The sequence below is a fragment of the Flagellimonas maritima genome (assembly GCF_003269425.1).
Classification (GTDB): domain Bacteria; phylum Bacteroidota; class Bacteroidia; order Flavobacteriales; family Flavobacteriaceae; genus Flagellimonas; species Flagellimonas maritima.
This window is the reverse complement of sequence record NZ_CP030104.1, coordinates 598,258-622,222: the sequence shown is the minus strand read 5'-3', so window position 1 is coordinate 622,222 and position 23,965 is coordinate 598,258. Positions and strand designations below refer to the sequence as shown.

The 23,965-nt window shown below is 38.8% G+C and carries 20 protein-coding genes; 7 read left to right on the top strand and 13 right to left on the bottom strand.

Annotated features, from left to right (window positions below):
* Nucleotides 1–42: 42 nt before the first annotated feature.
* Nucleotides 43–576, bottom strand: coding sequence for a DUF2911 domain-containing protein (locus HME9304_RS02775; protein ID WP_112377140.1), 534 nt, complete (start codon nt 574–576; stop codon nt 43–45).
* A 241-nt stretch (nt 577–817) separates the two neighbouring features.
* Between HME9304_RS02775 and asnB the strand changes: the two genes are divergently transcribed.
* From asnB to HME9304_RS02760, 3 genes are all read left to right on the top strand, one after another.
* A complete protein-coding gene (asnB, locus tag HME9304_RS02770; RefSeq protein WP_112377139.1) occupies nt 818–2,488 on the top strand; it encodes an asparagine synthase B in 1,671 nt (556 codons plus the stop codon).
* Nucleotides 2,489–2,734: 246 nt separating this feature from the next.
* Nucleotides 2,735–4,675, top strand: coding sequence for a DNA topoisomerase (ATP-hydrolyzing) subunit B (gene gyrB, locus HME9304_RS02765; RefSeq protein ID WP_112377138.1), 1,941 nt, complete (start codon nt 2,735–2,737; stop codon nt 4,673–4,675).
* Nucleotides 4,676–4,747: 72 nt separating this feature from the next.
* On the top strand, nt 4,748–5,761 hold the full coding sequence (locus HME9304_RS02760) for a DUF6588 family protein (protein ID WP_112377137.1): 1,014 nt from the start codon (nt 4,748–4,750) through the stop codon (nt 5,759–5,761).
* 66 nt (nt 5,762–5,827) lie between these two features.
* Here HME9304_RS02760 and HME9304_RS02755 read toward each other — a convergent pair whose 3' ends face one another.
* A complete protein-coding gene (locus HME9304_RS02755) occupies nt 5,828–6,202 on the bottom strand; it encodes a hypothetical protein (protein ID WP_112377136.1) in 375 nt (124 codons plus the stop codon).
* Nucleotides 6,203–6,624: 422 nt separating this feature from the next.
* Between HME9304_RS02755 and mdh the strand changes: the two genes are divergently transcribed.
* Together mdh and secDF are read left to right on the top strand one after the other, a co-directional pair.
* The gene (gene mdh / locus HME9304_RS02750) at nt 6,625–7,551 is read left to right on the top strand and encodes a malate dehydrogenase (protein ID WP_112377135.1); all 927 of its coding nucleotides are present in this window, start codon (nt 6,625–6,627) and stop codon (nt 7,549–7,551) included.
* A 141-nt stretch (nt 7,552–7,692) separates the two neighbouring features.
* A complete protein-coding gene (gene secDF, locus HME9304_RS02745; RefSeq protein WP_112377134.1) occupies nt 7,693–10,656 on the top strand; it encodes a protein translocase subunit SecDF in 2,964 nt (987 codons plus the stop codon).
* 57 nt (nt 10,657–10,713) lie between these two features.
* Here secDF and HME9304_RS02740 read toward each other — a convergent pair whose 3' ends face one another.
* From HME9304_RS02740 to folE, 9 genes are all read right to left on the bottom strand, one after another.
* Nucleotides 10,714–11,037 carry a hypothetical protein gene (locus HME9304_RS02740; RefSeq protein ID WP_112377133.1) on the bottom strand — a complete coding sequence of 108 codons (324 nt, stop codon included), beginning with the start codon at nt 11,035–11,037 and terminating at the stop codon, nt 10,714–10,716.
* Between the two features lie 9 nt (nt 11,038–11,046).
* Nucleotides 11,047–11,562 carry a GNAT family N-acetyltransferase gene (locus tag HME9304_RS02735; RefSeq protein WP_112377132.1) on the bottom strand — a complete coding sequence of 172 codons (516 nt, stop codon included), beginning with the start codon at nt 11,560–11,562 and terminating at the stop codon, nt 11,047–11,049.
* Nucleotides 11,549–12,805, bottom strand: coding sequence for an ATP-binding cassette domain-containing protein (locus HME9304_RS02730; protein ID WP_112377131.1), 1,257 nt, complete (start codon nt 12,803–12,805; stop codon nt 11,549–11,551). The genes HME9304_RS02735 and HME9304_RS02730 overlap by 14 nt, the downstream gene beginning before the upstream one ends.
* Before the next feature lie 48 nt (nt 12,806–12,853).
* Nucleotides 12,854–13,378: a GNAT family N-acetyltransferase gene (locus HME9304_RS02725; RefSeq protein WP_112377130.1), complete on the bottom strand. Its 525-nt coding sequence runs from the start codon at nt 13,376–13,378 to the stop codon at nt 12,854–12,856.
* Complete coding sequence (locus HME9304_RS02720; RefSeq protein WP_112377129.1) at nt 13,379–13,858, bottom strand: DUF192 domain-containing protein; 480 nt, start codon at nt 13,856–13,858, stop codon at nt 13,379–13,381.
* Nucleotides 13,859–14,827: a prolipoprotein diacylglyceryl transferase gene (lgt, locus tag HME9304_RS02715; RefSeq protein ID WP_112377128.1), complete on the bottom strand. Its 969-nt coding sequence runs from the start codon at nt 14,825–14,827 to the stop codon at nt 13,859–13,861. It abuts the gene before it with no gap.
* 212 nt (nt 14,828–15,039) lie between these two features.
* Complete coding sequence (yidD, locus tag HME9304_RS02710; protein ID WP_112377127.1) at nt 15,040–15,267, bottom strand: membrane protein insertion efficiency factor YidD; 228 nt, start codon at nt 15,265–15,267, stop codon at nt 15,040–15,042.
* 29 nt (nt 15,268–15,296) lie between these two features.
* Nucleotides 15,297–16,778 carry a cysteine--tRNA ligase gene (cysS, locus tag HME9304_RS02705; RefSeq protein ID WP_112377126.1) on the bottom strand — a complete coding sequence of 494 codons (1,482 nt, stop codon included), beginning with the start codon at nt 16,776–16,778 and terminating at the stop codon, nt 15,297–15,299.
* 13 nt (nt 16,779–16,791) lie between these two features.
* Nucleotides 16,792–17,472, bottom strand: a complete 681-nt coding sequence (folE, locus tag HME9304_RS02700) for a GTP cyclohydrolase I FolE (protein ID WP_112377125.1) — start codon at nt 17,470–17,472, stop codon at nt 16,792–16,794.
* Between the two features lie 185 nt (nt 17,473–17,657).
* On the opposite strand from folE, the gene HME9304_RS02695 reads away from it, so the two are divergent.
* Complete coding sequence (locus HME9304_RS02695) at nt 17,658–19,409, top strand: T9SS type B sorting domain-containing protein (protein ID WP_313789990.1); 1,752 nt, start codon at nt 17,658–17,660, stop codon at nt 19,407–19,409.
* Between the two features lie 115 nt (nt 19,410–19,524).
* Nucleotides 19,525–20,970 carry a T9SS type B sorting domain-containing protein gene (locus HME9304_RS02690; protein ID WP_112377123.1) on the top strand — a complete coding sequence of 482 codons (1,446 nt, stop codon included), beginning with the start codon at nt 19,525–19,527 and terminating at the stop codon, nt 20,968–20,970.
* A gap of 60 nt (nt 20,971–21,030) precedes the next feature.
* Here the strand turns inward: HME9304_RS02690 and HME9304_RS02685 are convergent, their stop codons facing one another.
* The gene (locus tag HME9304_RS02685; RefSeq protein WP_112377122.1) at nt 21,031–22,530 is read right to left on the bottom strand and encodes an OmpP1/FadL family transporter; all 1,500 of its coding nucleotides are present in this window, start codon (nt 22,528–22,530) and stop codon (nt 21,031–21,033) included.
* A gap of 35 nt (nt 22,531–22,565) precedes the next feature.
* Nucleotides 22,566–23,906, bottom strand: coding sequence for a hypothetical protein (locus tag HME9304_RS16810; protein WP_123877319.1), 1,341 nt, complete (start codon nt 23,904–23,906; stop codon nt 22,566–22,568).
* Between the last annotated feature and the right edge of the window lie 59 nt (nt 23,907–23,965).

The window sequence follows — 23,965 nt, the reverse complement described above, 5'->3', positions numbered from 1 at the left end:
CCATTTTAGCTCGCTTTTTTTCTAAATATATATTTTCTTTGATTAGAAACTTATAGGTAACGTAGCACGAGTAGTGCCCCAGCCCATAATCATATTGTTTCCATCCTCGTCAAACGCAATGGAGAAAGCTTCCAAAGACTCACCATCAGTACTTGTTTTGGCAGTAACTCTAGTTATGTCTGCCGCATTATCATAAGAATAGGCACCCCATTGGTTTAGATTACTGTTCAAAATCACGGTCCATTCATCTTCTCCAGGAATAGTAAATAAAGAATATGTTCCAGCTTTTACAGCTTTACCGCCAACGGTAGCATCTTTATAAAAAGTAATTTCCGGAGCTTCGTTTGCTCCCGTTCTCCAAACTTTACCTGCAGGGGCAAGTTCAGAAAGACTACGTCCCTTTAATTGGGGACGGCTATAGATGACACGAACGGCTTTGTCGGATACTCTGTAGCTTGTAGGATAAGAAGCAATATCAGCAGGACTTTTGTCCAAACCACTGAACTTTTGTGCTGTAGCCTCTGTTGAAAAAACAAGTGACACGGTTAATAAAGTAATTAAGAATACATTTTTCATGATAAAATTTTTAGTTGCCCTCAAAACTAGGATGTAATTGAATGGCGTTTTTATAAAAAGACGTTAAAATTTGAGAACCTTACAAAGTGTTCGAGATTGGCATTTAAATAAGTAAAGGTGTTTTAATTTTATATTGAATTTATATTTATAGTATAAAATTGAAACGTATTTTAGATTTATTGTTTTATTATTGAAACTATAAGATAATATTTGTATCTAAATCGTTATAAAAATTAAAAATATGTGCGGAATAGTATGCGCGTTTGATATAAAGGAAAGCTCGGAATCGCTGAGACCCCAATTGTTGGAAATGTCCAAAAAAGTAAGACACAGAGGTCCGGATTGGAGCGGAATATATGCTGATGGGAAAACTTTGTTGGCACATGAAAGACTGGCAATCGTTGACCCGGCATCTGGAAAGCAGCCATTGTTCAGTGTAGATGGAAAACTGGTTTTAGCGGCAAATGGGGAAATCTATAACCATAGGGAGTTAAGAAAACAATTTGAAGGGAACTATGAGTTTAGAACCCAGTCTGATTGTGAAGTGATTTTGGCTCTTTATCAACAAAAGGGCCCCGACTTTTTAGATGATCTTAACGGGATTTTTGGTTTTGCACTCTATGATAGCGAAAAGGATGAATATTTTATTGCTAGGGACCATATGGGAATTATCCCCTTATACATTGGCTGGGATAAAAATGGAACCTTTTATGTAGCATCAGAGCTAAAAGCCTTGGAGGGTATTTGTTCCAAAATCGAACTTTTTCCACCCGGCCACTATTTACATAGCTCAGATGGGGAATTTAAAAAGTGGTATACCAGGGATTGGATGGAGTACGAAGCAGTAAAAGAAAATGAGACCAGTATCAGTGAAATTAGGGACGCGCTGGAAGCTGCCGTTCATCGTCAACTAATGTCCGATGTACCCTATGGTGTACTGCTATCCGGCGGATTGGATTCTTCAGTTACTTCTGCAATAGCAAAAAAATACTCACAAAAACGAATAGAATCAGGCGACACGAAAGATGCTTGGTGGCCACAATTACATTCATTTTCAGTGGGATTGGAAGGTTCCCCGGATTTAGCAGCGGCACAAAAAGTGGCAAATCATATAGGGACCATCCATCACGAGATAAAATTTACCATTCAAGAAGGTTTGGATGCTATTAAGGATGTCATATACAACCTTGAAACCTATGATATCACCACGATAAGGGCATCTACACCAATGTATTTAATGGCCAGGGTTATTAAATCCATGGGAATAAAGATGGTATTATCGGGAGAAGGAGCGGATGAACTGTTTGGTGGGTACTTGTACTTTCATAAAGCCCCTAGCCCAAAAGATTTTCATGAAGAAACCGTTAGAAAGTTGGATAAACTGCATATGTACGATTGTCTCAGGGCCAATAAATCATTGGCAGCTTGGGGAATAGAAGGACGTGTTCCATTTTTGGACAAAGAATTTATGGATGTAGCCATGCGTATCAACCCAAAGGATAAAATGATTAATGGTGAACGTATGGAAAAATGGGTAGTTCGTAAAGCTTTCGAATCCTACTTGCCCGAAAGTGTTGTATGGCGACAAAAAGAACAGTTTTCTGATGGTGTTGGATATAGTTGGATAGATACCCTAAAATCTTTGGTAGAAATGGAAATAAGTGACGAACAGCTGGCAAATGCCCATTTCAAGTTTCCCATCCAGACACCAACATCCAAAGAGGAATATTATTATCGTTCCATATTTGAAGGACATTTCCCTTCAGATGCTGCCGCATCGAGTGTCCCACAGGAACCATCCGTAGCATGCAGCACTAAGATTGCGCTGGAGTGGGACGAAGCGTTCAAAAATATGAACGACCCATCCGGGAGGGCTGTAGCAAACGTCCATGAAGATGCTTATGCGAAGTAAACAAAAAATTAAAAGATGAAGATGGAGGATGTTGTTTTGTATCATTTTCAATTAGTCGGAAAAGCCCCTTATTTAAGGGGCTTTTTGGATTAAAGACATATAAAATGTGAGTATCAAATCAACCCTTGTTTTTCACATATTTCTGTTGATAACTTTAAACGTTGAACATGCCCCAACCACCTAATTTCAAAGGGTATTGCTTATATTTGTAGGATTTGAAAATTTCAAAGCTAATACAATAAATATATGAGCGAAGAAGCTAAAAAAAATCAATACTCGGCAGATAGTATTCAGGCCCTTGAAGGCATGGAACATGTGCGTATGCGACCCTCCATGTATATTGGTGACGTAGGTGTTAGAGGATTGCATCATTTGGTATATGAAGTAGTTGATAATTCCATTGATGAGGCTATGGGTGGTCACTGCGATAGCATCCAAGTTACCATCAATGAAGACAATTCCATTACAACAAAGGATAATGGTAGGGGAATTCCCGTCGGACTCCATAAAAAGGAAGGGGTCTCTGCCTTGGAAGTGGTTATGACCAAGATTGGTGCAGGTGGAAAGTTTGATAAAGACTCATATAAGGTTTCCGGTGGTTTGCATGGTGTCGGGGTTTCAGTGGTAAATGCGCTATCTGTTCATTTAAAAGCAACTGTATATAGGGAAGGCAAAGTATGGGAACAGGAATATGAAAGGGGAAAAACCCTGTATCCGGTAAAAAGTGTTGGTGAGAGCTCAGAAACAGGTACCGTAGTCACCTTTATGCCAGATGATACGATTTTTTCACAAACCATAGAATATAATTATGAGACCCTTTCAAATAGAATGCGTGAGCTGTCTTATTTGAACAAGGGAATCACTATAACGCTGACAGATAAGAGGAATAAAGACGAAAAAGGAGAATACATTTCTGAAACGTTCTATTCTGAAGAAGGTTTAAAGGAGTTCATCAAGTTTTTGGACGGAAATCGGGAGCCACTTATTAAAAGTGTAATCGCCATGGAAGGTGAGAAGAATGGTATTCCCGTAGAAGTGGCCATGGTTTACAACACAGGTTACACCGAGAATCTTCATTCCTATGTGAACAATATCAATACCCATGAAGGTGGAACGCATTTGTCAGGATTTAGAAGAGGACTAACTTCAACATTAAAGAAATATGCAGACGGTTCAGGAATGCTGGACAAGCTCAAGTTTGAAGTGGCAGGGGATGATTTTCGTGAAGGACTTACAGCAATAGTTTCCGTAAAAGTTGCCGAGCCCCAATTTGAAGGACAGACCAAAACAAAATTGGGTAACCGTGAGGTTACAAGTGCCGTAAGTCAGGCCGTATCCGAAATGTTGACCAATTATTTGGAAGAACACCCGGACGATGCCAAATCAGTCGTTCAAAAAGTAATTCTTGCTGCCCAAGCACGCCACGCAGCCGCCAAGGCCCGAGAAATGGTACAGCGTAAAAACCCAATGACTGGGGGTGGCCTTCCAGGAAAGCTATCCGATTGTTCTGAACAAGACCCAACTAAATGTGAAGTCTTTTTGGTAGAGGGAGATTCCGCGGGCGGTACCGCAAAGCAAGGAAGGGATAGAAACTTTCAGGCAATATTGCCGTTACGTGGCAAAATATTGAATGTTGAAAAAGCCATGCAGCACAAGGTTTTTGAAAATGAAGAAATCAAGAATATTTACACTGCACTTGGTGTAACCATTGGTACCGAAGAAGATAGCAAAGCATTGAACCTGGAGAAACTGCGCTATCACAAAGTAGTGATCATGTGTGATGCCGACGTAGATGGTAGCCACATTGAAACCTTGATTCTTACTTTCTTCTTTAGGTATATGCGAGAACTTATAGAGGGAGGGCATGTTTACATTGCAACACCACCACTATATTTAGTAAAAAAAGGCACAAAGCGCAGATACGCATGGAATGATGAGGAGCGTGATGAAATAGTAGCATCAATGAATGGAGGAGCTGGTATTCAACGTTATAAAGGTCTTGGTGAAATGAACGCTGAGCAATTGTGGGATACTACAATGAATCCAGAGTTTAGGACATTACGTCAAGTGAGCATAGATAATGCTACGGAATCTGACCGTATATTCTCTATGTTAATGGGAGATGAAGTGCCTCCAAGACGTGAATTTATTGAGAAAAATGCTGTCTATGCGAACATAGACGTATAAATAACCTTTGTTTCACAACAAAAACTCGCCTTATCAGGGCGAGTTTTTTAGTTTTAGGAAAAATTTTACAAAATGAAAAGAATCATTCTTTTACTCATGTTATGTAGTTTTTCTTTTGGAATATCACAATCCAACCTTAATGACCTCTTGGCAGCAGGTCTAAATGATGCCGAAAGATTCACTTCGGATTGGCTTGCGCCAGTATCTGAAGCAGGTATCTATAGCATTTCAAACGGTTGGTACAATTCTGCCGATGCCAAGCCTTTGGGCGGATTTGAGATTTCCATTATCGGAAATATTACTGGATTTAAGAACAAGGACGATAAAAAAGCCTTCACCTTAAATACCGAAGATTATGAAAACCTCCAATTTGTTGATGGAAGTACTTCAAGAGAAGTTTCAACCGCTCTAGGTGATATTCAGGGCGTTCGCGTATTTGTTGAAGCAGAAGTGGTACCTGGTGTTCCTGTTAGGGAAGAGTTTGAATTACCATCCGGATTGGCTTCCGAAGATATTAATTTTGTGCCTTCGGGCTATATACAGGCCAGCGTAGGATTAATAAAAGGTACAGAAATAAAAGCAAGATTTTTGCCTAAAATCGATACTGACGATGTAAAAATCGGCCTTTTTGGGGTAGGGATTCAACATGATTTTACCGAACATCTACCTGCAGATAAAGTGCTTCCCATAGCCATATCCGGTGTTATAGGCTATACGAGGTTGAATGGTGAATATGATTTTACGGATACGGAGATTATTGAGGGAGCAAATCAAAGAATAGATACCAGATTTAATTCTTGGAATTTTAGTGCCGTGGTTTCTACAAAAATGCCCATTATCAATTTTTATGGAGGCTTAGGATATATGACCGGAAAATCAGAAACAGATATCCTGGGGACCTACGTGGTAACGTCTGGCCCTTTTCAAAGTACGTATGAAGACCCTTTTTCAATTACGAATAAAGTAAATGGTGTTATGGCCAGTGTTGGTACTAAATTAAAACTAGGTTTTTTCAGGTTGAACGCTGATTATAATATTGCAGAATTTAATACTTTGACCTTTGGTATTAATTTTGAATTCAGATAAAATCTTTAAATACTAAGGCCCCAAAAACTTTGGGGCCTTAGTAAATTTCTCTATTTGAATTTTCATTTACTCCCTAACGGCATAGACAACGCCATTATCAAGAGCCAATATTTCGGGATCGTTTGTTTCTTGCAAGTTGACGGTAACATCATTGATTTCGGTATCGGAATAAATGATAGTATAAACTCCGTCGTCTTCGGACCATCTAAAATCCGTATAAAAAGTAATCTTGGAATTTGAATACCTTTGGTACCTTCCTAAATAAACATCATTGAAGATCCACTCTTCACGAGTCGTATTTTCTACAGCAGTTTTGCTATCGATGGTTGAGGTGCCTATTGCCCAGATTCCCAAAATAGGGTCGTTGTTTTCAGGGATACTGGTACAGTTGCTTATTGCGATTATAGATATAATCAACAACAATGAAAAAAGCTTTTTCATAGATAAGTAGGTTAATAATGAATTGGGATTAGTATAACGCCAAAAAGATAGTATTTATTGTAATCTATTTCTTACATATTCAAAATATATGTATTTATTCGTTGAACTACGTTTTTTATTAACACAAAATCAATTTTAACAGTACAATATTATAATTCCGTGTAATCATAAGTTTACTTCACCTAACATTTAAATTGAGCACGGTTTAGTTTTTTTGTTGACTTTTTTACCTAGCGTCAATACTTCAGGCGAGTGCCCAAGAAAACAGAAAGTACATTTCAAAACATCTTATTATTGCTGCCTCTACAATTAGGGTAGACAAAACAATATAATAAAGCAATCAAGTTCTAAAATGGTAAAAAGTCAGTTTTTTTCTGATGTAAATGCTGTATTTTTATACCATTAATTTAAAACCAAAGAACATGAAAGTTACCGTAGTTGGAGCAGGAGCAGTTGGGGCAAGCTGTGCTGAATATATTGCAATGAAAAATTTTGCGTCAGAAGTTGTTTTACTGGATATCAAGGAAGGATATGCTGAAGGCAAGGCAATGGATTTGATGCAGACCGCTTCTTTAAATGGTTTTGATACCAAAATTACCGGAAGTACCAGCGATTATTCTAAAACTGCAGGTAGCAATATTGCTGTAATTACCTCTGGAATTCCACGTAAACCTGGTATGACGCGGGAAGAACTTATAGGAATCAATGCAGGTATTGTAAAGACAGTGGCCTCAAGTCTACTGGAGCATTCCCCTGATGTTATTTTGATTGTTGTGAGCAACCCAATGGATACTATGACGTACTTGGTACACAAATCTACAGGTATCCCAAAACATAGGATTATTGGAATGGGCGGTGCCCTGGACAGTGCTCGATTCAAATATAGATTGGCAGAAGCATTGGAGGCTCCGATTTCAGATGTTGATGGTATGGTCATTGGCGGTCATAGCGATACAGGTATGGTTCCATTGATAAGTCATGCAACCCGCAACAGTATAAAGGTTTCTGAGTTTTTATCTAAAGACCGTATGCAACAAGTAGTGGAAGATACTAAAGTGGGAGGTGCAACCCTTACAAAACTTTTGGGCACCAGTGCATGGTATGCGCCTGGAGCGGCAGTTTCCAGCTTAGTGCAAGCTATTGCATGTGATCAAAAGAAAATGTTCCCTTGTTCCTCCATGTTGGAAGGTGAGTTCGGACTTAAAGATATTTGCATCGGTGTACCCGTGTTATTGGGAAAAAATGGTATAGAGAAAATCGTTGAGATTGAATTGAGCGATGCTGAAAAATCAAAGATGAAGGAAAGTGCAGAAGGTGTTGGAAAAACCAACGGTCTGCTCGACGTATAAACTTTTACGTATTTAAAGGATTTAATATAAATGGGCAGGAATCTGCCCATTTGCAATTCCCCCAAAATCTATTGGCAAATCTTTTTGGAAATGATATATTTGCACGCTGTTTAAGAAAAACATCCATAAATATAATAATCAATGCAGAACAAAGGACTTATAAAGCTTTTCGCGCTCCTTTTTGGTTTGGTAAGTATTTATCAGCTTTCCTTCACATTTATAGCCAGTAAGCTAGAAAAGGATGCTGAAAACTATGCTGTAAATGAAATTTCGGAAGCTGAAGAAGATTATGTAGCAAAGCGTGAGGCTTTAGAAGCATCATATTTGGATTCCATTGGTAGCAATCCCGTTTTAGGATATACCAGTTATGACGATGCCAAGAAAAAAGAATTGAACAAGGGATTGGACCTTAAAGGAGGAATCAATGTGACCTTGCAGATTTCTGTAAAGGATATTTTAAAGGGACTGGCAAATAATACCAAAAATCCAGTTTTTAATAAAGCATTGGCGGATGCGGACAATGCTTCCAAAAATAGTGATGATACCTATTTGGAATTGTTCTTTGAAGCTTTTGATAATATAAAAGGTGATACCAAACTGGCATCACCGGACATTTTTGCCAATAAGGGCCTAAGTGATGTCGTAAACTTTCAAATGTCTGATGATCAAGTAAAACCAATCATCAGAACAAAAATTGACGAATCCATTGTTTCCGCTTTTGAGGTGCTTCGCGAACGTATTGATGGTTTTGGGGTTACCCAGCCAAACATCCAGCGAGAAGGAAACTCAGGTCGTATTCTAGTTGAATTGCCGGGAGCGAGAGATATTGGTAGGGCACAGGAACTACTCTCAAGCACGGCACAATTGGAATTTTGGGAAACTTACTCGCAGAGCAATCAAAGCTTGGGTACTTTTTTCGTAAACGCCAATGAAAGGCTCAAGGAGATATTGGAGCCTGTTGAGGCCGAAGAAGAAATTTCCAAGCCCGAATCTGAAATAGACTCACTTTTATCTGATGTTGCACAAGATTCGTTAGACCTGACGGCACAGGCAAATCCCTTATTGGGGAAATTGATTCCTGCCAGTCCAGGTGGTCATGCAATTGCCAGAGTGCAGATTGCCGATACCGCTGAGGTTGGGAAATATCTTAGAATGCCACAAATTAAAAGACTTTTACCTAACGATGTACAGTTTACAAAATTTCTTTGGGAAAGACCAACAAAAGATTCTGAACTTGTAGAGCTTTATGCATTAAAATCCAATAGGGACAATACACCAAGAATAAGTGGTGACGTAGTTTCCGATGCGCAGGACACCTTTGATCAGTTCAATAAGCCAGCAGTGAGCATGACGATGAATACCCGTGGTGCAAAAGAATGGGAAAAATTGACCGGTGATGCATTCAACAATCAAACCGGTATAGCAATCGTTCTTGATAATAAGGTGTACACGGCCCCAGGGGTTTCCACGGGCCCAATATCTGGCGGACGTTCAGAAATTACTGGAACTTTTACCGTAAACGAAACCAAAGATATCGCCAATGTACTCCGAGCCGGTAAATTACCGGCATCGGCAGAGATTATTCAATCTGAAGTTGTTGGACCTTCTTTGGGGCAAGAGGCCATCGATAGCGGCTTTATGTCGTTCTTGATTGCCATGTGTTTTGTATTGGTCTGGATGATTTTCTATTACGGAAAAGCCGGGATTTTTGCAGATATTGCATTGATTCTAAACATCCTTTTGATTTTTGGGGTGCTTACGAGCTTAGGAGCTGTATTGACGTTGCCGGGTATTGCAGGTATTGTTTTGACAATTGGTATGTCTGTAGATGCCAACGTTCTTATTTTTGAGAGGATTAAGGAAGAGTTGGCACGCGGAAAGGGGAAAACGCAAGCAGTTGCAGATGGTTTCAGCAATGCACTCTCCTCTATCTTGGATGCCAATATCACAACAGGTCTTACAGCGATAATATTGTTCGTTTTTGGTTCTGGTCCTATAAAAGGATTTGCAACTACCTTATTGATAGGTATCGTGACCTCATTATTTACAGCCATATTTATCACACGTTTATTGGTAGACTGGTATGTGGCGAAAAAAGGGAGGAGCTTGGATTTCTCTACAGCAATCACCAAGAATTTGTTCAAGAACATGAACATTAAATTCTTGGGCAAGCGTAAGATTGCTTACGTGGTTTCGTTTATTTTGGTAGGCATTGGTGTTTTCTCGTTGGTGACAACAGGATTGCAGCAGGGAGTTGATTTTGTTGGGGGGCGTTCATACCAGATTCGTTTTGAAAAAGCAGTGAATCCTTCTGAAATTGCTTCAGAGTTGAATACTGTTTTCGGAAGTGGAACCAATGTGAAGACTTTTGGAGAAGCCAATCAGATTAAGGTCACTACACCTTATAAAGTTGAAGTAGAAGGAATAGAGGTAGATTCAGAAATACAGAACAAATTATATACCTCACTACAGAGATATCTACCGGATGGAACTTCTTTTGAAGATTTTACCGTAGGGGCTTCTGAAAAATCCATTGGTATCTTACAGTCCGTAAAAGTTGGACCTACTATAGCGGATGATATTAAGAACAATGCATTTTTAGCCATTATCGGTTCTTTGGCTGTAGTGTTTTTATACATTCTATTGCGTTTTAGAAAATGGCAATTCTCTTTAGGTGCCGTTATTGCCGTATTTCATGATGTAATGATTGTGTTGGGAATATTTTCCCTAACAGGAAGCATTATGCCATTCAATATGGAAATTGACCAAGCCTTTATTGCAGCTATCCTTACCGTAATCGGTTACTCATTAAATGATACGGTGGTCGTTTTTGACCGTATTCGTGAAATTGTAAACTTAAAGGGCTGGAACAATGGTCAAAATATAAATCAGGCCTTGAACAGTACCTTGAGTCGTACGTTGAATACCTCCTTGACCACGTTAATCGTATTATTGGCTATCTTTATTTTTGGCGGAGAAAGTTTAAGAGGGTTTATGTTTGCCATGATTGTTGGTGTGCTTGTAGGTACGTACTCCTCGGTATTTATCGCAACACCCATTATGTTCGATGCATTGAAAAAGAAAATAGCGGGAGCGGACGAATAAGGCTCTCCTGAGATTCACAAAATTAAGAACCACCTTCAATATGAAAAGGTGGTTTTTTTATTTTAAAGGCAGTGACATAACGTATTCAAATCCTTTTTTGAGATACTCCCCCAGCTTCTTCTTGTCTTTTAACAAAGATTCGGGAATTAAAACATACTCTCGCATTGTAGCTCCGTACGATTTAAAAGGCTTTGCGCCAAAGGTTTTATCGAACTCATCAGTATTTTCTTTTGAAAGTCTGATACCCAATTCCCCTTCTTTATTAACCTGTGAGAACATATGGCCATTGGCTGATGTATAAGGCATCGTTTTTCCTTTTCTCACAATATTGGGGTTGGATTCGATGATTTCATCATATATTTTCAGTACACCATCTCTCATTATTTCATATTATATAAGGTTTTTAGCCATAGCTTGAAATTCAAAATGCTCTTTCCCAATTTGGAAATCATGGTCACCTATTTTATCAAAGTCATTTTTCTCATAAAAATTAATGGCTCTTGTATTACTTTTCAATACAGAAAGCCAAATTTTTTCAGATTTATCGGCTGCCGCTTTTTCCAAAACTTTCTTTTGTAGCTCCTGTCCAATTCCCAGAGATAAAAAATCTTTTAGAACATATATTTTTTGAAGTTGACATACACGTGGTGAGTTGATAAATTCTGATAAGGAATTAAGCTTTAGTTTGGCATATCCTACTGGGAGATTATCAACATAAGCCAACCAAAAGATATTGTTGGGCTTGTTAAGACTGTTTTTTAGTTTAGGAACGTTAAAAGTCCGTGACAGGTAATCTTGCAAATCTTTTTCGTCATTGAAATAATGACCAAAAGTTTCCTTGAAGGTGAACCTCCCCAATAGGGCAATGTAGGAAGCATCTTCTTCTTTAGCTTCAATTATATGCATGTTGTTTTACTTTTCCGGTTGACCCATTTAAATTTGTCTTTAAAATATAATCAAACTTAGGTAACAATCCACTTTCCTTTCTATGTGAGACAAAAATAACAGTAGTATCACTTTCCTTTGCAATCTTATTGACCAATGCTATAAATAGCCCTGTACTTTTTTCATCCAATCCTGCCGTTGGTTCGTCCAAAATTAAAAGAGGAGGGTGTTTTATCATGGCCCTAGCTGTCATAACAAGTCTTTTTTCGCCAGTTGTAAGGGATAGGAATTTCATGTTTCTTTTATCATCCAACTGTAAAAGCTTTAACCATGAAAGTGCCAGACTTTTTTCTTGGTCAGTAGCATAATTATATAGTCCCACTGAATCGTACAGTCCAGAGATGACCATATCCTCCAGATTATGGTGACCTTTGAACTTATCCGTCATTGATGGTGTGTAGTATCCAATTTTTTTCTTAAGGTCCCAAACACTTTCACCACTTCCTTTTTTTTGTCCAAATATGGTCAGGTCTTGCCCGTATCCTTTATGGCTGTCCCCAGTGATCATGGATAACAATGTGGTCTTTCCACTTCCGTTGGGTCCGATCAATTGCCAAAACTCTCCTTTTTTTATGCTCCAATCAATACTGTCCAAAACTTTGTGCCCTTCAAAACCAACAGATACATTTTTGAATCTGACAAGTACTTCCCCCGCAACCTCTATGGAATGTAGTGGGGGTGGAATGGTTCCCGTGAATTGAGATTCTATATATTGATTTGCTTTTAAAAAAGAATCATGCGAAGTATATTTTTTCAGAGTATCTCCCATCAACTTATAGTAGACCGATTGAATTGGCAGGAAATCTTCCAAACGACTTACCATTTGAATAAGCGTTTTGGTCTTTGAAATAGCTAATAATTGTTCTTTTAAGACGGCTTGTGTATCAACGTCCAAATTATCATACGGATTGACCAAAATCAAAAAATCCGGGTCATGTTGTAAAATGTAGCCCAGCAATGCTTTTTTCTGTTCTCCGCTACTCATCGATTTTAAGGTCTGGGAGGTTCCCTTGGTCAAGATTTTTACATCGTGTCTTTCCTCTTTGTCCATAAAACGTTTAATCTCCGATTTTGAAAACAATAACCCTGTTTTTCCATTCAATCCGCGAAATATTTCTGAACTGCCCGCCAACAAATTGCTTACAAATGCATCGGTTCTGGAAGTATTGTCTATTAGAATTGAAGGGCTTTTTAAATGGGTCATTCTGAAATGGGCATTTTGGGCAAAACGAAATGCACTTCAAAATAAAGATTATCCATGATCTACCCTAAAAATGTGAACGGGATTGTCTTTGTATGTTGTAGTTTTTTCCAAATACATACCAATTTTAATGGCCACTTTTTGGGAAGGAATGTTATCAACATGAATTATAGAGATAAGGGAATCTGCAAGCTTATTTTGAAATGCGAAGTCTTTACATTTATGGGCAGCTTCAAACGCAAAACCTTTGCGCCAAAATTTTGGTAGGACTGAATAACCAATCTCCAATACTTCAACCGAATCAACATGTTGTACCAAAAGACCACATAGGCCCACAAGTTGCCCAGTTTGTTTTAAAATCAGTGCATTCATGCCACCTAAATTCATTTCGTATCGCTCAAAAATTTTATCGAACTGATCTTTACAGGCATCTGCTGGATTCAGGGAAATACCATCCCAATATTTAGTAGATAGAGGGTTGTAAAAAAAGGGTAACCAGTCATTAAAATCAGCTGGCGAAACTCTTCGAAAGAAGAGCCTTTCAGTATTTTCGTTCTCTAAAAGAAAATTTGGCATCTAGTCTTTAATAAAAGAAACGGTATCATCGATTTCCAAGCCCCATTCATCTGAAAGTCCAGCATTGACCTCCAAAACATATTTTACTGGGACTTTAGAGGAAAGCCCAGTTTCATTGAAGGGTTGCGCATTCTTCTGAAAACTGGCAATTTTTAAATCCTCATCGATATAAATGATATCCAGCGCAAATTCGGTGTTCTTCATATAGAAGGAATGTACGGCAACATCAGGAAAAATAAACAGCATACCTTGATTGTCTTTCATTGAATTACGGTACATCAATCCAGTTTGGGTTTCGTATTCCGATTCGGCTATTTCAATATCCAATGTGGTCAAGATGGAATCTGTTTCTGCTCGTGAAATAGTAAGAGAACCTTCTTTTGAGAAAGTTATGGTTTCGGTTTTTATTTCTTGCTTGGTTTCTGTCTTGCAAGAATACAACAGTATAAAAGAAACCAGAAAAAGTGAAAATGTCTTCATCTATTCGGTGGTTTTAGACGGATCTGGTCTAAACATAAAATATAGACCAACAATAATCATGGGAATGCTTAGCCATTGTCCTGTGGAAAAAACTCCCAATGATTCTTCAAAGCCTCCTTGACTTTTCTTAAAGTACTCCACAAAAAAGCGTACGGTCCACAGCCCTACCATAAAAAAGCCGAAAAGGTAACCTGTCTTGTTTCTTTTATCTGTTTTCCAATACAAAAAGTACAAAGCAATGAACAATAAAACATAGCAGAAACCTTCGTACAATTGTGCGGGGTGCCGAAAGGGAATGGATTCCAATACGCTTGAAAATTCTGGATTATGTTCAATAGCCTTATAAGCTGCATTTGCTGTTTCTTCTTTGGTAATTCCCATTGCTTTGTACGTAGGCATGTCATCTGAATCGCGTATAAAGCGGGTGGCCAATGCGAATGATTTATCAACTATTTTTCCATTGATCTCTGAGTTGAAAAAATTTCCAAAGCGCACAAAGCCTGCTCCAATGGCAGAAGCGACAACCATTCTATCGAGCAACCACAACATTTTAATATCCTTCCATTTTCTACAGTATAGCCAAACTCCTATAATCGCGGCGATTGTTGCACCATGGCTGGCCAGACCCGTGAATCCTGTAAATTCATATCCATTGATAAATCCAAACAGGGAACCATCTGAACTTTCACGTATGGGCAAAAGAATCTCTACCAAGTGATTTTTGTAATAATCCCAATCATAAAAAAAGACATGTCCCAAACGTGCACCGAGCATAATGGAGACTACGCCATGAATAAATAGGGAGTCCAATTTTTCCATGGACTTATTTTCATTCAGAAAGATACGTTTCATAATGTACCAGCCCACAATAAAAGCGGCAATCCAAAGCAGATTATAATATTTTATTTGAATGAAACCGAGTGTAAAGAGCGTGCCATCAGGATTCCAATTAAAGCCTAAGAAATACATGTATTAAATTTTTGGGCTAAGATAATTATTTAGATGTTAGTAGTCAGTAGTCAGTAGCCATGGGTCATCGGTTATTGTTCATCGGTCATTATCTCGCATCAGCTACGTTCAGCACAAATGGATGCACTTGAACTTTGATTTTGAACTCGATTTTTGTATTTATGTTCGAGCTTGAGCTTGAGCTTGAGCTTGAACTTGAACTTTGAATTTACTTAGGGAACTGGATCATATCCTTTACCGCCCCAGGGATTGCAACTAAAAATACGTTTAATCGATAGCCATCCTCCTTTGAACAATCCGTGTTTTTTTAACGCTTGAAGAGTGTACGCGGAGCATGTTGGGGAATACCGGCAGGTTGCTGGAGTGTATGGGGATATTAGTAGTTGATACATTCTAACTATCAGGACAAAAGGAGCAATAAGTATTTTTTTAACATTCATTCCCTTGCTGTTCACTATAATGGAACGGTTTAGTTGATACTGAATGTGGTCCCGTCCTTCCCATCTTTGAGTTGGATGCCCAGATCGGTCAATTTATCCCTGATTTGGTCAGAGGTAGCAAAATCTTTATTTGCCCTAGCTTGATTGCGCAGTTCAATCAATAAATCCATGACGCCACCCAAAGTATTGGAGTCATCCTTTATAATAGCTTGGTTCTCTAGCCCTAAAACATCGTATACAAAAGTTTTTAATGTGTTATTCAGCAGATTTTTATCTTCTTGGGAAATATTTTCTTTTCTTTCTTTTATTAGATTGATATGTTTAACGGCATCAAAAAGATTCGCGATTAGGATGGGTGTATTAAAATCGTCATTCATGGCGTCGTAGCACTTCTGTTTCCAAGCATCAACATCAAAACTGGAAGTTTTATCGGTATCAACTTTTTCAAGAGTTCCCATGGCATCCATCAATCGGTTGTATCCTTTTTCAGAAGCAAGTAGAGCATCATCACTTAAGTCCAATATACTTGTGTAATGGGCTTGCATCATAAAAAAACGAACTACTGAAGGAGTATATGCTTTGCTGAGAATCTCATTATCACCACTAAAAATTTCAGAAGGATATATATTATTCCCTGTTGATTTGGACATTTTCTTTCCATTAAGGGTAAGCATATTCGCATGCATCCAATATTTTACGGGAGATTTTCCTGTACTGGCTTCGGCCTGTGCAATTTCACATTCATGATGGGGAAATTTTAGGTCCATTCCACCTCCATGTATGTCAAATGTTTCTCCAAGATATTTTGTGCTCATGGCTGTACATTCCAAATGCCAGCCAGGGAAACCGTCTCCCCACGGTGAAGGCCATCGCATAATGTGCTGTGGTTCGGCCTTTTTCCATAGAGCAAAATCCTGAGGATTCTGTTTTTCACTTTGTGCAGTGAGCTCTCGCGTGTTGGTAATCATATCTTCCAACTTTCTACCACTAAGCTTGCCGTATTCATTGCTCTCACTGAATTTTAATACATTAAAATAAACAGAACCGTTCGTTTCGTAAGCAAATCCCTTTTCTAGAATTTCTTTAATGATTTCAATTTGTTCAATGATGTGTCCTGTAGCTGTTGGCTCAATACTGGGCGGTAAAAAATTGAATTTTTGGAGCGTATTATGAAAGTCTACGGTGTAGCGTTGTACTACCTCCATAGGTTCTATTTGTTCCAGTTTTGCTTTTTTGGCAATCTTATCTTCTCCCTCATCTGCATCGTTCTCCAAATGTCCTGCATCTGTGATGTTACGAACATACCGGACTTTATACCCCAAATGTCTAAAATATCTGAAAATCATATCAAAAGACATGAACGTGCGGCAATTTCCCAAATGTACATTGCTGTAAACAGTGGGTCCACAAACATACATGCCTATGTGACTATCATTGATGGGTTCAAAAATTTCCTTTTTGCCCGAAAGTGAATTGTATACTTTTAGTGTTTGGTTATTGTAGAGCTGCATGGAAAACTGCTATTTAAAAATCGGTATCTAGGTTGATGTAATCCAAAAACTCTCTTCTCACCGCCTCATCCTTGAACTTACCTCCGTATTCTGCGGTAACCGTACTACTTTCAATATCGCGTATTCCCCTAGAATTTACACAGAGATGTTTTGCATCTATCACACAAGCAACATCTTCTGTTCCCAACACTTTCTGAAGTTCTTTGACTACCTGAATGTTCAAACGCTCTTGCACTTGTGGACGTTTTGCATAATAATCCACTACACGGTTCATTTTGGATAAGCCTACAACGGTTCCGTTGGAAATGTAGGCGATATGGGCCCTTCCTACAATGGGCAACAAATGGTGCTCACAAGTGGAGTATAAAACAATATTTTTCTCCACGAGCATTTCACCGTACTTGTATTTGTTCTTAAATGTTGATGAATTCGGTTTTCTATCAGGGTGCAGTCCACCAAAAATCTCTTTTACAAACATTTTGGCAACCCTTTTAGGGGTACCGCTCAGACTGTCATCATCCAGATCAAGACCAAGGGTCAACATGATTTCCCTAACACTTTCTTGTATTCTTTCAATCTTTTCATCATCGCTCAATACAAAAGCATCTTCCCTAATTGGGGTTTCTGTTGAAGAGCCTACATGGTCGTTGCCTCTTTCTTCGTATTGTTCTTCCAATGTCTGCTTTAGTTTCATTACTGAATTCTTCAAGAAAGCAAAGATATACATTAATACCTTATTTAACATCTGGTACATTTGGTTTGACAACATAAATTATTGTTAACCATGGTGGCACACTAATTTTATAAATACCAAACCCACAGCCCTTTATGGTCAGGTTGATTGCGCAATTTTTAGCGATAATTTTCTTTTGTCAAACAGTGTTTTCACAAGTCGCACCGGATTGTGCCAATGCGATACCTATCTGTAGCAATACTCCAATAAATGGCGGTGCCGATGGTTTTGGTATGGATGACTTTAATGGTGGCACTTCTAGCGGATGTTTAGAGCGGTCACTTCCTAATTCCATAGAGTCCAATTCGGCTTGGTATCGATTTAGAACGGCTGCTTCTGGGCAGCTCGGCTTTAATATAGGTCATAATAGTACTGAGGATTGGGATTTCGCCATCTATAAGGCAAATGATTGTAACAATCTTGGTGAACCTGTACGGTGCAATTTTTTTGACAATAGTGATTTTAAATCATTCATCGGGGTTGGGGAAGATCCTACAGGAAATGGGAACTCTGTCCATTATGTAGATTGGTTGGAAGTAGGTCCAGGTGAGGATTATTATTTATTGATAAATAATTTCAGTAATATAAATTCTGGATTTTCCATTCAATTTACAGGCAATATTTTTACAACTAATCCAACCGATGCTCTGGATTGCTCTATAATCAATAATCTTTTGGGACCTCCAATTGCAGCCTGCGAAAATGAAACTGTCGTATTGGACGCTACTACATCAGGGGCGACTGCTTATGAATGGTATAAAGATTCTGGCAATGGGTACCAGTTAATTGGCGGAGAAAGCAATCCGACGCTTAATATTTTGGATTCAGCTATATATCGAGTTATCGTTTCAACGTCAATGGGTTCTCTAATCAGCGATGTGCAAGTTGCATTTAATAAAACTCCTACGACGGCCTATGTAATGGATGAGACTTTGTGCCACACCACAGGTATGATTTTTGATTTGGAATTTAAAGATTTGGAAGCGCTAGGTCTACAAAATCCAGATGATTTTATTGTAAGCTACCATACTTCACAAATTGATGCAGATGCAGGAATAAATCCTTTGCCCAAAGAATATTCAAAGAACGTAGGACAGGAAATGATTTATATAAGAACCACTTCTTTAGCCAATCCAGATTGTTATGATGCGACCGTTAATTTTATTCTTAATGCGATTGAAACCCCTCAATTAATATTTTCGGAAGAGGTAATTATTTGCGAGGGTACGGACGGTATCATCATTGGTGAAACTTCCCCAGATCCAAATTATGATTATCAATGGAATACTGGAGAGCAGACTCCCACAATAAGTGTCTCACGGGATGGTGACTATATATTGACCGTAACAAACTCCTCAGGAATTGTAAATTGTTCTAAAAATAGAACCGTCAGCGTGAGGAATTCTGATCTTCCGTCAATCTCAGCTATTGAAGTAGAAGATTTGAGGACAAGCAACAAAGTAACAATAATTACAAAGGCGATTGGAGAATTTGAATATCGCTTGGATAATGGCAATTTCCAATCAAGCAACATTTTTGAAGGAGTTGCAGGTGGAATGCACACAGTTACGATGAGAGATAATTTTGGTTGCGGTGAAATCATTGAAAATATTGTAGTGGTCGGTTTTTCTCCTATTTTCTCTCCAAACGGGGATGTACTTAATGAAACTTGGCAGATTGAAGGTCTCTCTGTTTTGAATTCACCAATTGTTACCATTTACGATCGCTATGGTAAACTCATTATGGAAATGACCGAAATGAGCCCAGGGTGGGATGGTAGTTTTAATGGAAAACCGCTTCCCTCTACGGATTACTGGTTTAAATTATCATATGTAGATACTGATGGAAATAGGACCTACGCTAAGTATTTACAGAGCCATTTTTCATTGAGGCGGTAATATAATGTGCATTTTATCGATTAACTGCATATTTTTTGGGGTGAAAAATAATAAAAATGTGTTTTACCAAGTTATCTAGGTTAGATTATAGAATAACCTTTAGCCCCAAAATTCTATGAGAGCTCTGTACAGCGCTATCTGTTGTTTATTTCTTTTTTCCATTGGAGCAAGCGCTCAAAATTCAGGTGATTGTAGAACGGCAATACCTGTTTGCGCAGATGCGCCAATTTTATCATTTACCGACGGTAGTGGCGACATAGATGACTTTGACCCCGAAGTAATAACACAATCAGGATGTCTGGAAAAAGGCAGTGTTAGTTCTGCAAATATAGAAAACAACACCTCATGGTATGTTTTTAGGGCAGGAACCGATGGACAAATAGGTTTTGACCTAGAGGCACTTCCCGTCACACCTGGCGGCATACTTACATCTGAATTGGATTTTGCGTTATATGGACCATTTGACCAGACCACGGGACAAAATTTTTGTACCATAGTGGGAGATGGTTCGGCACAGCCCATACGTTGCAATTATGAAGTAAACGATACTGGTTTTACAGGAATAGGGGTCAACCCTGTAAATGGGAGGGAAGGAGCACCTTTTGTAAAGGGTAGCCAAAATACCTATGATGAATGGTTGGATGTTATAGCAGGAGAAATCTACTATTTGTATATAAATAATTACAATACAAACTTTGATGGTGATGCAGAACCATTTTCTCTAACATTTACTGGTAGTTCTGTGGACGAAGACCAAAATACAGCTCTAGATTGTACGCTGCGTGATGAGTTCTTGGGATTGGATATTATAGCATGCGAAGGTGACCCGGATATAATTTTGAGTGCTTTAAATTCTCCAGCCGGACCCGCCATTGCCAATGTTACATGGGAATTGGATGCGGATGATGATGGCACTTACGAAACTGTATTGGCCAGTGGCCCTGCTGCAACTGAGATAACGGTCACAAGTCCAAATTCTGGGCGTTACCGTGTTACTATAGAAACTACGTTGGCAACTATTATTACGGATGATATTCTAATTACTTTTTATGGAGTTCCCGAATTGGACGAAGTGCGAGTTATTGATGATTTGGTGAACAGTGACCAAACTGACCCCTACAATATAGAAGTTGTGCCTTTGGGTGATGGCGATTACGAATATGCCATCAATGACGGGGAATTTCAAGATGACCCGCAGTTCTTTGACGTACCTCCAGGGATTAATACAGTTATTATCAATGACAAAAATGGTTGTGGTACTACAGAGCCTATTGAATTTTTAGTTGTGGGCTATCCAAAATTCTTCACACCAAACGGGGATGGCATTCATGATAATTGGAACGTTTTGGGCATCGAAACGCTTACAAATCCTACTGTTTATATTTTTGATCGCTATGGAAAGTTATTGAAAGAACTGGATATTAACGGTGGATGGGATGGGACGTTCAATGGTAGACAATTACCATCATCTGATTATTGGTTTCGGTTGGATTATAATCGAGACGACGAAGGCGTTGTAGTGGCGCGTTCGGTCAGAAGGCATTTTTCTTTGGTTCGATAAATAAAAAAGACCGGTCAATATTTACTTGTTCCGGTCTCTTAATTTTTTTATAAAAAAACGTTAAAACTTTAAGGTAAAACCTAGAGTGACATTTGTATTAATTCTATTTATCATAGCAGAGCTGTTAACACCTGAATCGAATAGGAAAGTATTGACATCTTGTTCTGATCTGTTAAACCCCAAATCCAATCTGCTTCCACCAAAATTATAACCGATTCCCCCTGAATAGCCCATTAAGTCACCAATAATCTCTCCATTCTCATAAGGACTGTCTTCATATCTATATCCAGCTCGAAGGCTTACATCATCAATCCTAAATTCTCCACCGACCCTATATGTGTTGACAACTCCCAATTCGTTTGCAATAAAATCATTTTCAGCCGTAAAATTTGGATCAGTATTTGGGCGCAGTTCTGCTTGTGACATATCTTGGTATCCGTAATCAAAACTCAAAAGCCCATCTTTACCAAAGATAACCGCTACGCTTCCGGTTAGTTTACCAGGAGTCATTATTCTATATTCCTCAAAAAGATTTACAAGTCTAAAATCGATAAAATCAATATCCGGTTCTGCTAGTGTTGAATTGATCCGTTGTGATGTATCATCAGTTAACTCATACCATGTAGGCGACTGATAGCTACCGCCAACCCTTATATTGTCATTTAATTTGGCTATGGCTCCAACACTAAAGGAAAAGCCGTATCCTTCTGTACGAAGTAAATTGTCAAAAGTTGTAAACTGCACAGGGGATTCAGCATCATAACCATTTTCATCCAAAAGGGTCAAACGCTCGTAGAGTATTGAATGGAAGTTTAAGGAAGCTCCCAAATATAAATTTTCTTGGTATTGTCCTGCAAAGTTTGCTGTAAATTTACTGTTGAACCCCGTAGTTCTCTGCAGATAATCTTGATTTACATTGGAATATTCCGCATTGGAGAAATAAGAAGTGTTCTCATCATCATCTTCAGTTGGTTCTATTATACCTGCCTGAAATCCAAGAAACGCCTGCTGTGCCCCAAAACCAAGGTTTGAGCCAATATCCAAATACGCATCTTCAATAAACTCTCCTTCTTGAACTCGTAAAGGCCCAAGTGCTTGGCCTTGTGCAAAGTTCAAAAAATAATTATCAATTCCTTGATTGGTATTTCCAGAAACGGAAAATTCATTATCAAAATTTTGTACCATGTCATAATTAAATGCCAGTGCAATTTTCTTCCAATTGCTATCATTTGATTTGAAAACAAATACACCTCCCAATTGGTTCAGTTCCAAAGAATTTAACTCTGTTTCAATTGTTGAATTTCCAAATGAAGCCTCATTGGTTCTATTGTAATTGGAACCTGATATAGTAAACTGGCTAAAATTGAAAACAGCGGAACCGGCAGGATTTACATTTAGAGAGGATAAATCCCCTCCCAATGCACCAAAAGCACCACTCATGGCCTGAAACCTTGCGGTTCCAAGTGTATTGTCTATACTATATCTAAGTACATCATTAATATTTTGGGCACTTACGTATGCGCATGCAAATAACAGTATGAAAGTTGAGACTCTTTTCATTTGTTCTGATTTTAGTTTTTGATAAATTTTAGTGGTTAACGTCTTCTACCACCACCGCTCCTACCGGATGATCTAGAACCTGAGGACCTGCTAGACCCACCTCCTGAGCTTCTATAGCTGCCAGAACTTCTTGAACTTCCACCGGAACTTCTGTAACTACCGCTACTTCTTGAGCCACTTGATGATCTGCTATAATTACTGCTTCTAGGCGCAGTTCTTCCTGATGATTGGTATGATGATTGGTAACTTCTGGTACTCCTGCCAGATGTTCTATAACCGGAAGACGAATTTCTATTGGTGCTACCACTTCTATAAGTGCCGCTGGTCCTTGTTCTTGAAGATGGAGAAGTTCCATAAGAACGGCCAGTTCTTGAATTGTTGCTATAACTAGGTGAAGTTCTAGTACTTCTACTTGATCTGTAGTTTCTATTTCTGGCGACAGCATCTGCACTAACAGTTCTTCTTGCATTACTGGCACCACTATATGTTCTCGAACTTCTGCCAGATGACGCACTTCTACTTACATTAGATCGACCACTATTACTTGTTCTATATCTTGAAGAATAACCATTACTTCTGGATGCAAGATTAGATCTCCCCCTTGTATTTAAATTAGATCGTCCACGGATAGCTGTTCCAGGTATAACAGTATTGGAATATCCCCTTCTGGTCCTATTGTACGCATAGCCATTATTGAAGCCACGACCATTGTAACCGTTCCAGCCCCAGGCACCACCCCAATAAGGGTTTCCCCAGCCACCGGCCCAGCCCCATCCAAGACCAGCACCCCAGCCCCAGCCGCCGCCCCAACCAAAGCCACCGCCCCAACCAAGTCCACCGCCCCAGCCCCAACGGTTCCATCCCCATGGGTTGTTCCAGCCCCAGCCAAAGCCACCGCCCCAGCCCCAATTGTTCCAAAGCCAAGGATCGTTCCAGCCCCAACCAAAGCCACCGCCCCAGTTGTTGTCATAAATGTTTACAGTTAGGTTTGTAGGATTATCTCCCCAACCTGGATTACCATTATAGGTATTATTATTTGCAAAATAATCTGTTTGTTCACCTAAGGGAATACTGTCACTTACAGCACCACTGTAATAACTATCAACATCAGTAAAAATTTCATTATCTAAAATTTCATCATACTCATTTGCCTTTTGGCCAAAATAGTCACCATATACGTCGCTTTCCTCTTTTTCGACCCTTACAGCCTGTGCAGGTCTTTTTTCTACCTGTACCACACGATTATTATTGGAATAAATCCCATCATCCTCGTAATAAGAAGCTTGTTGATATGATCCGCAGGAGACCATTAAGAGAGCAGCCATAACAACTATAGCTGATATTTGAAATTTAGAGGTGTGTAAAGACTTTATCATCGCACAATTTTTATTGTTGAACATATTAAAAATAGTTAGTTTTACCGAACTATTTTGAT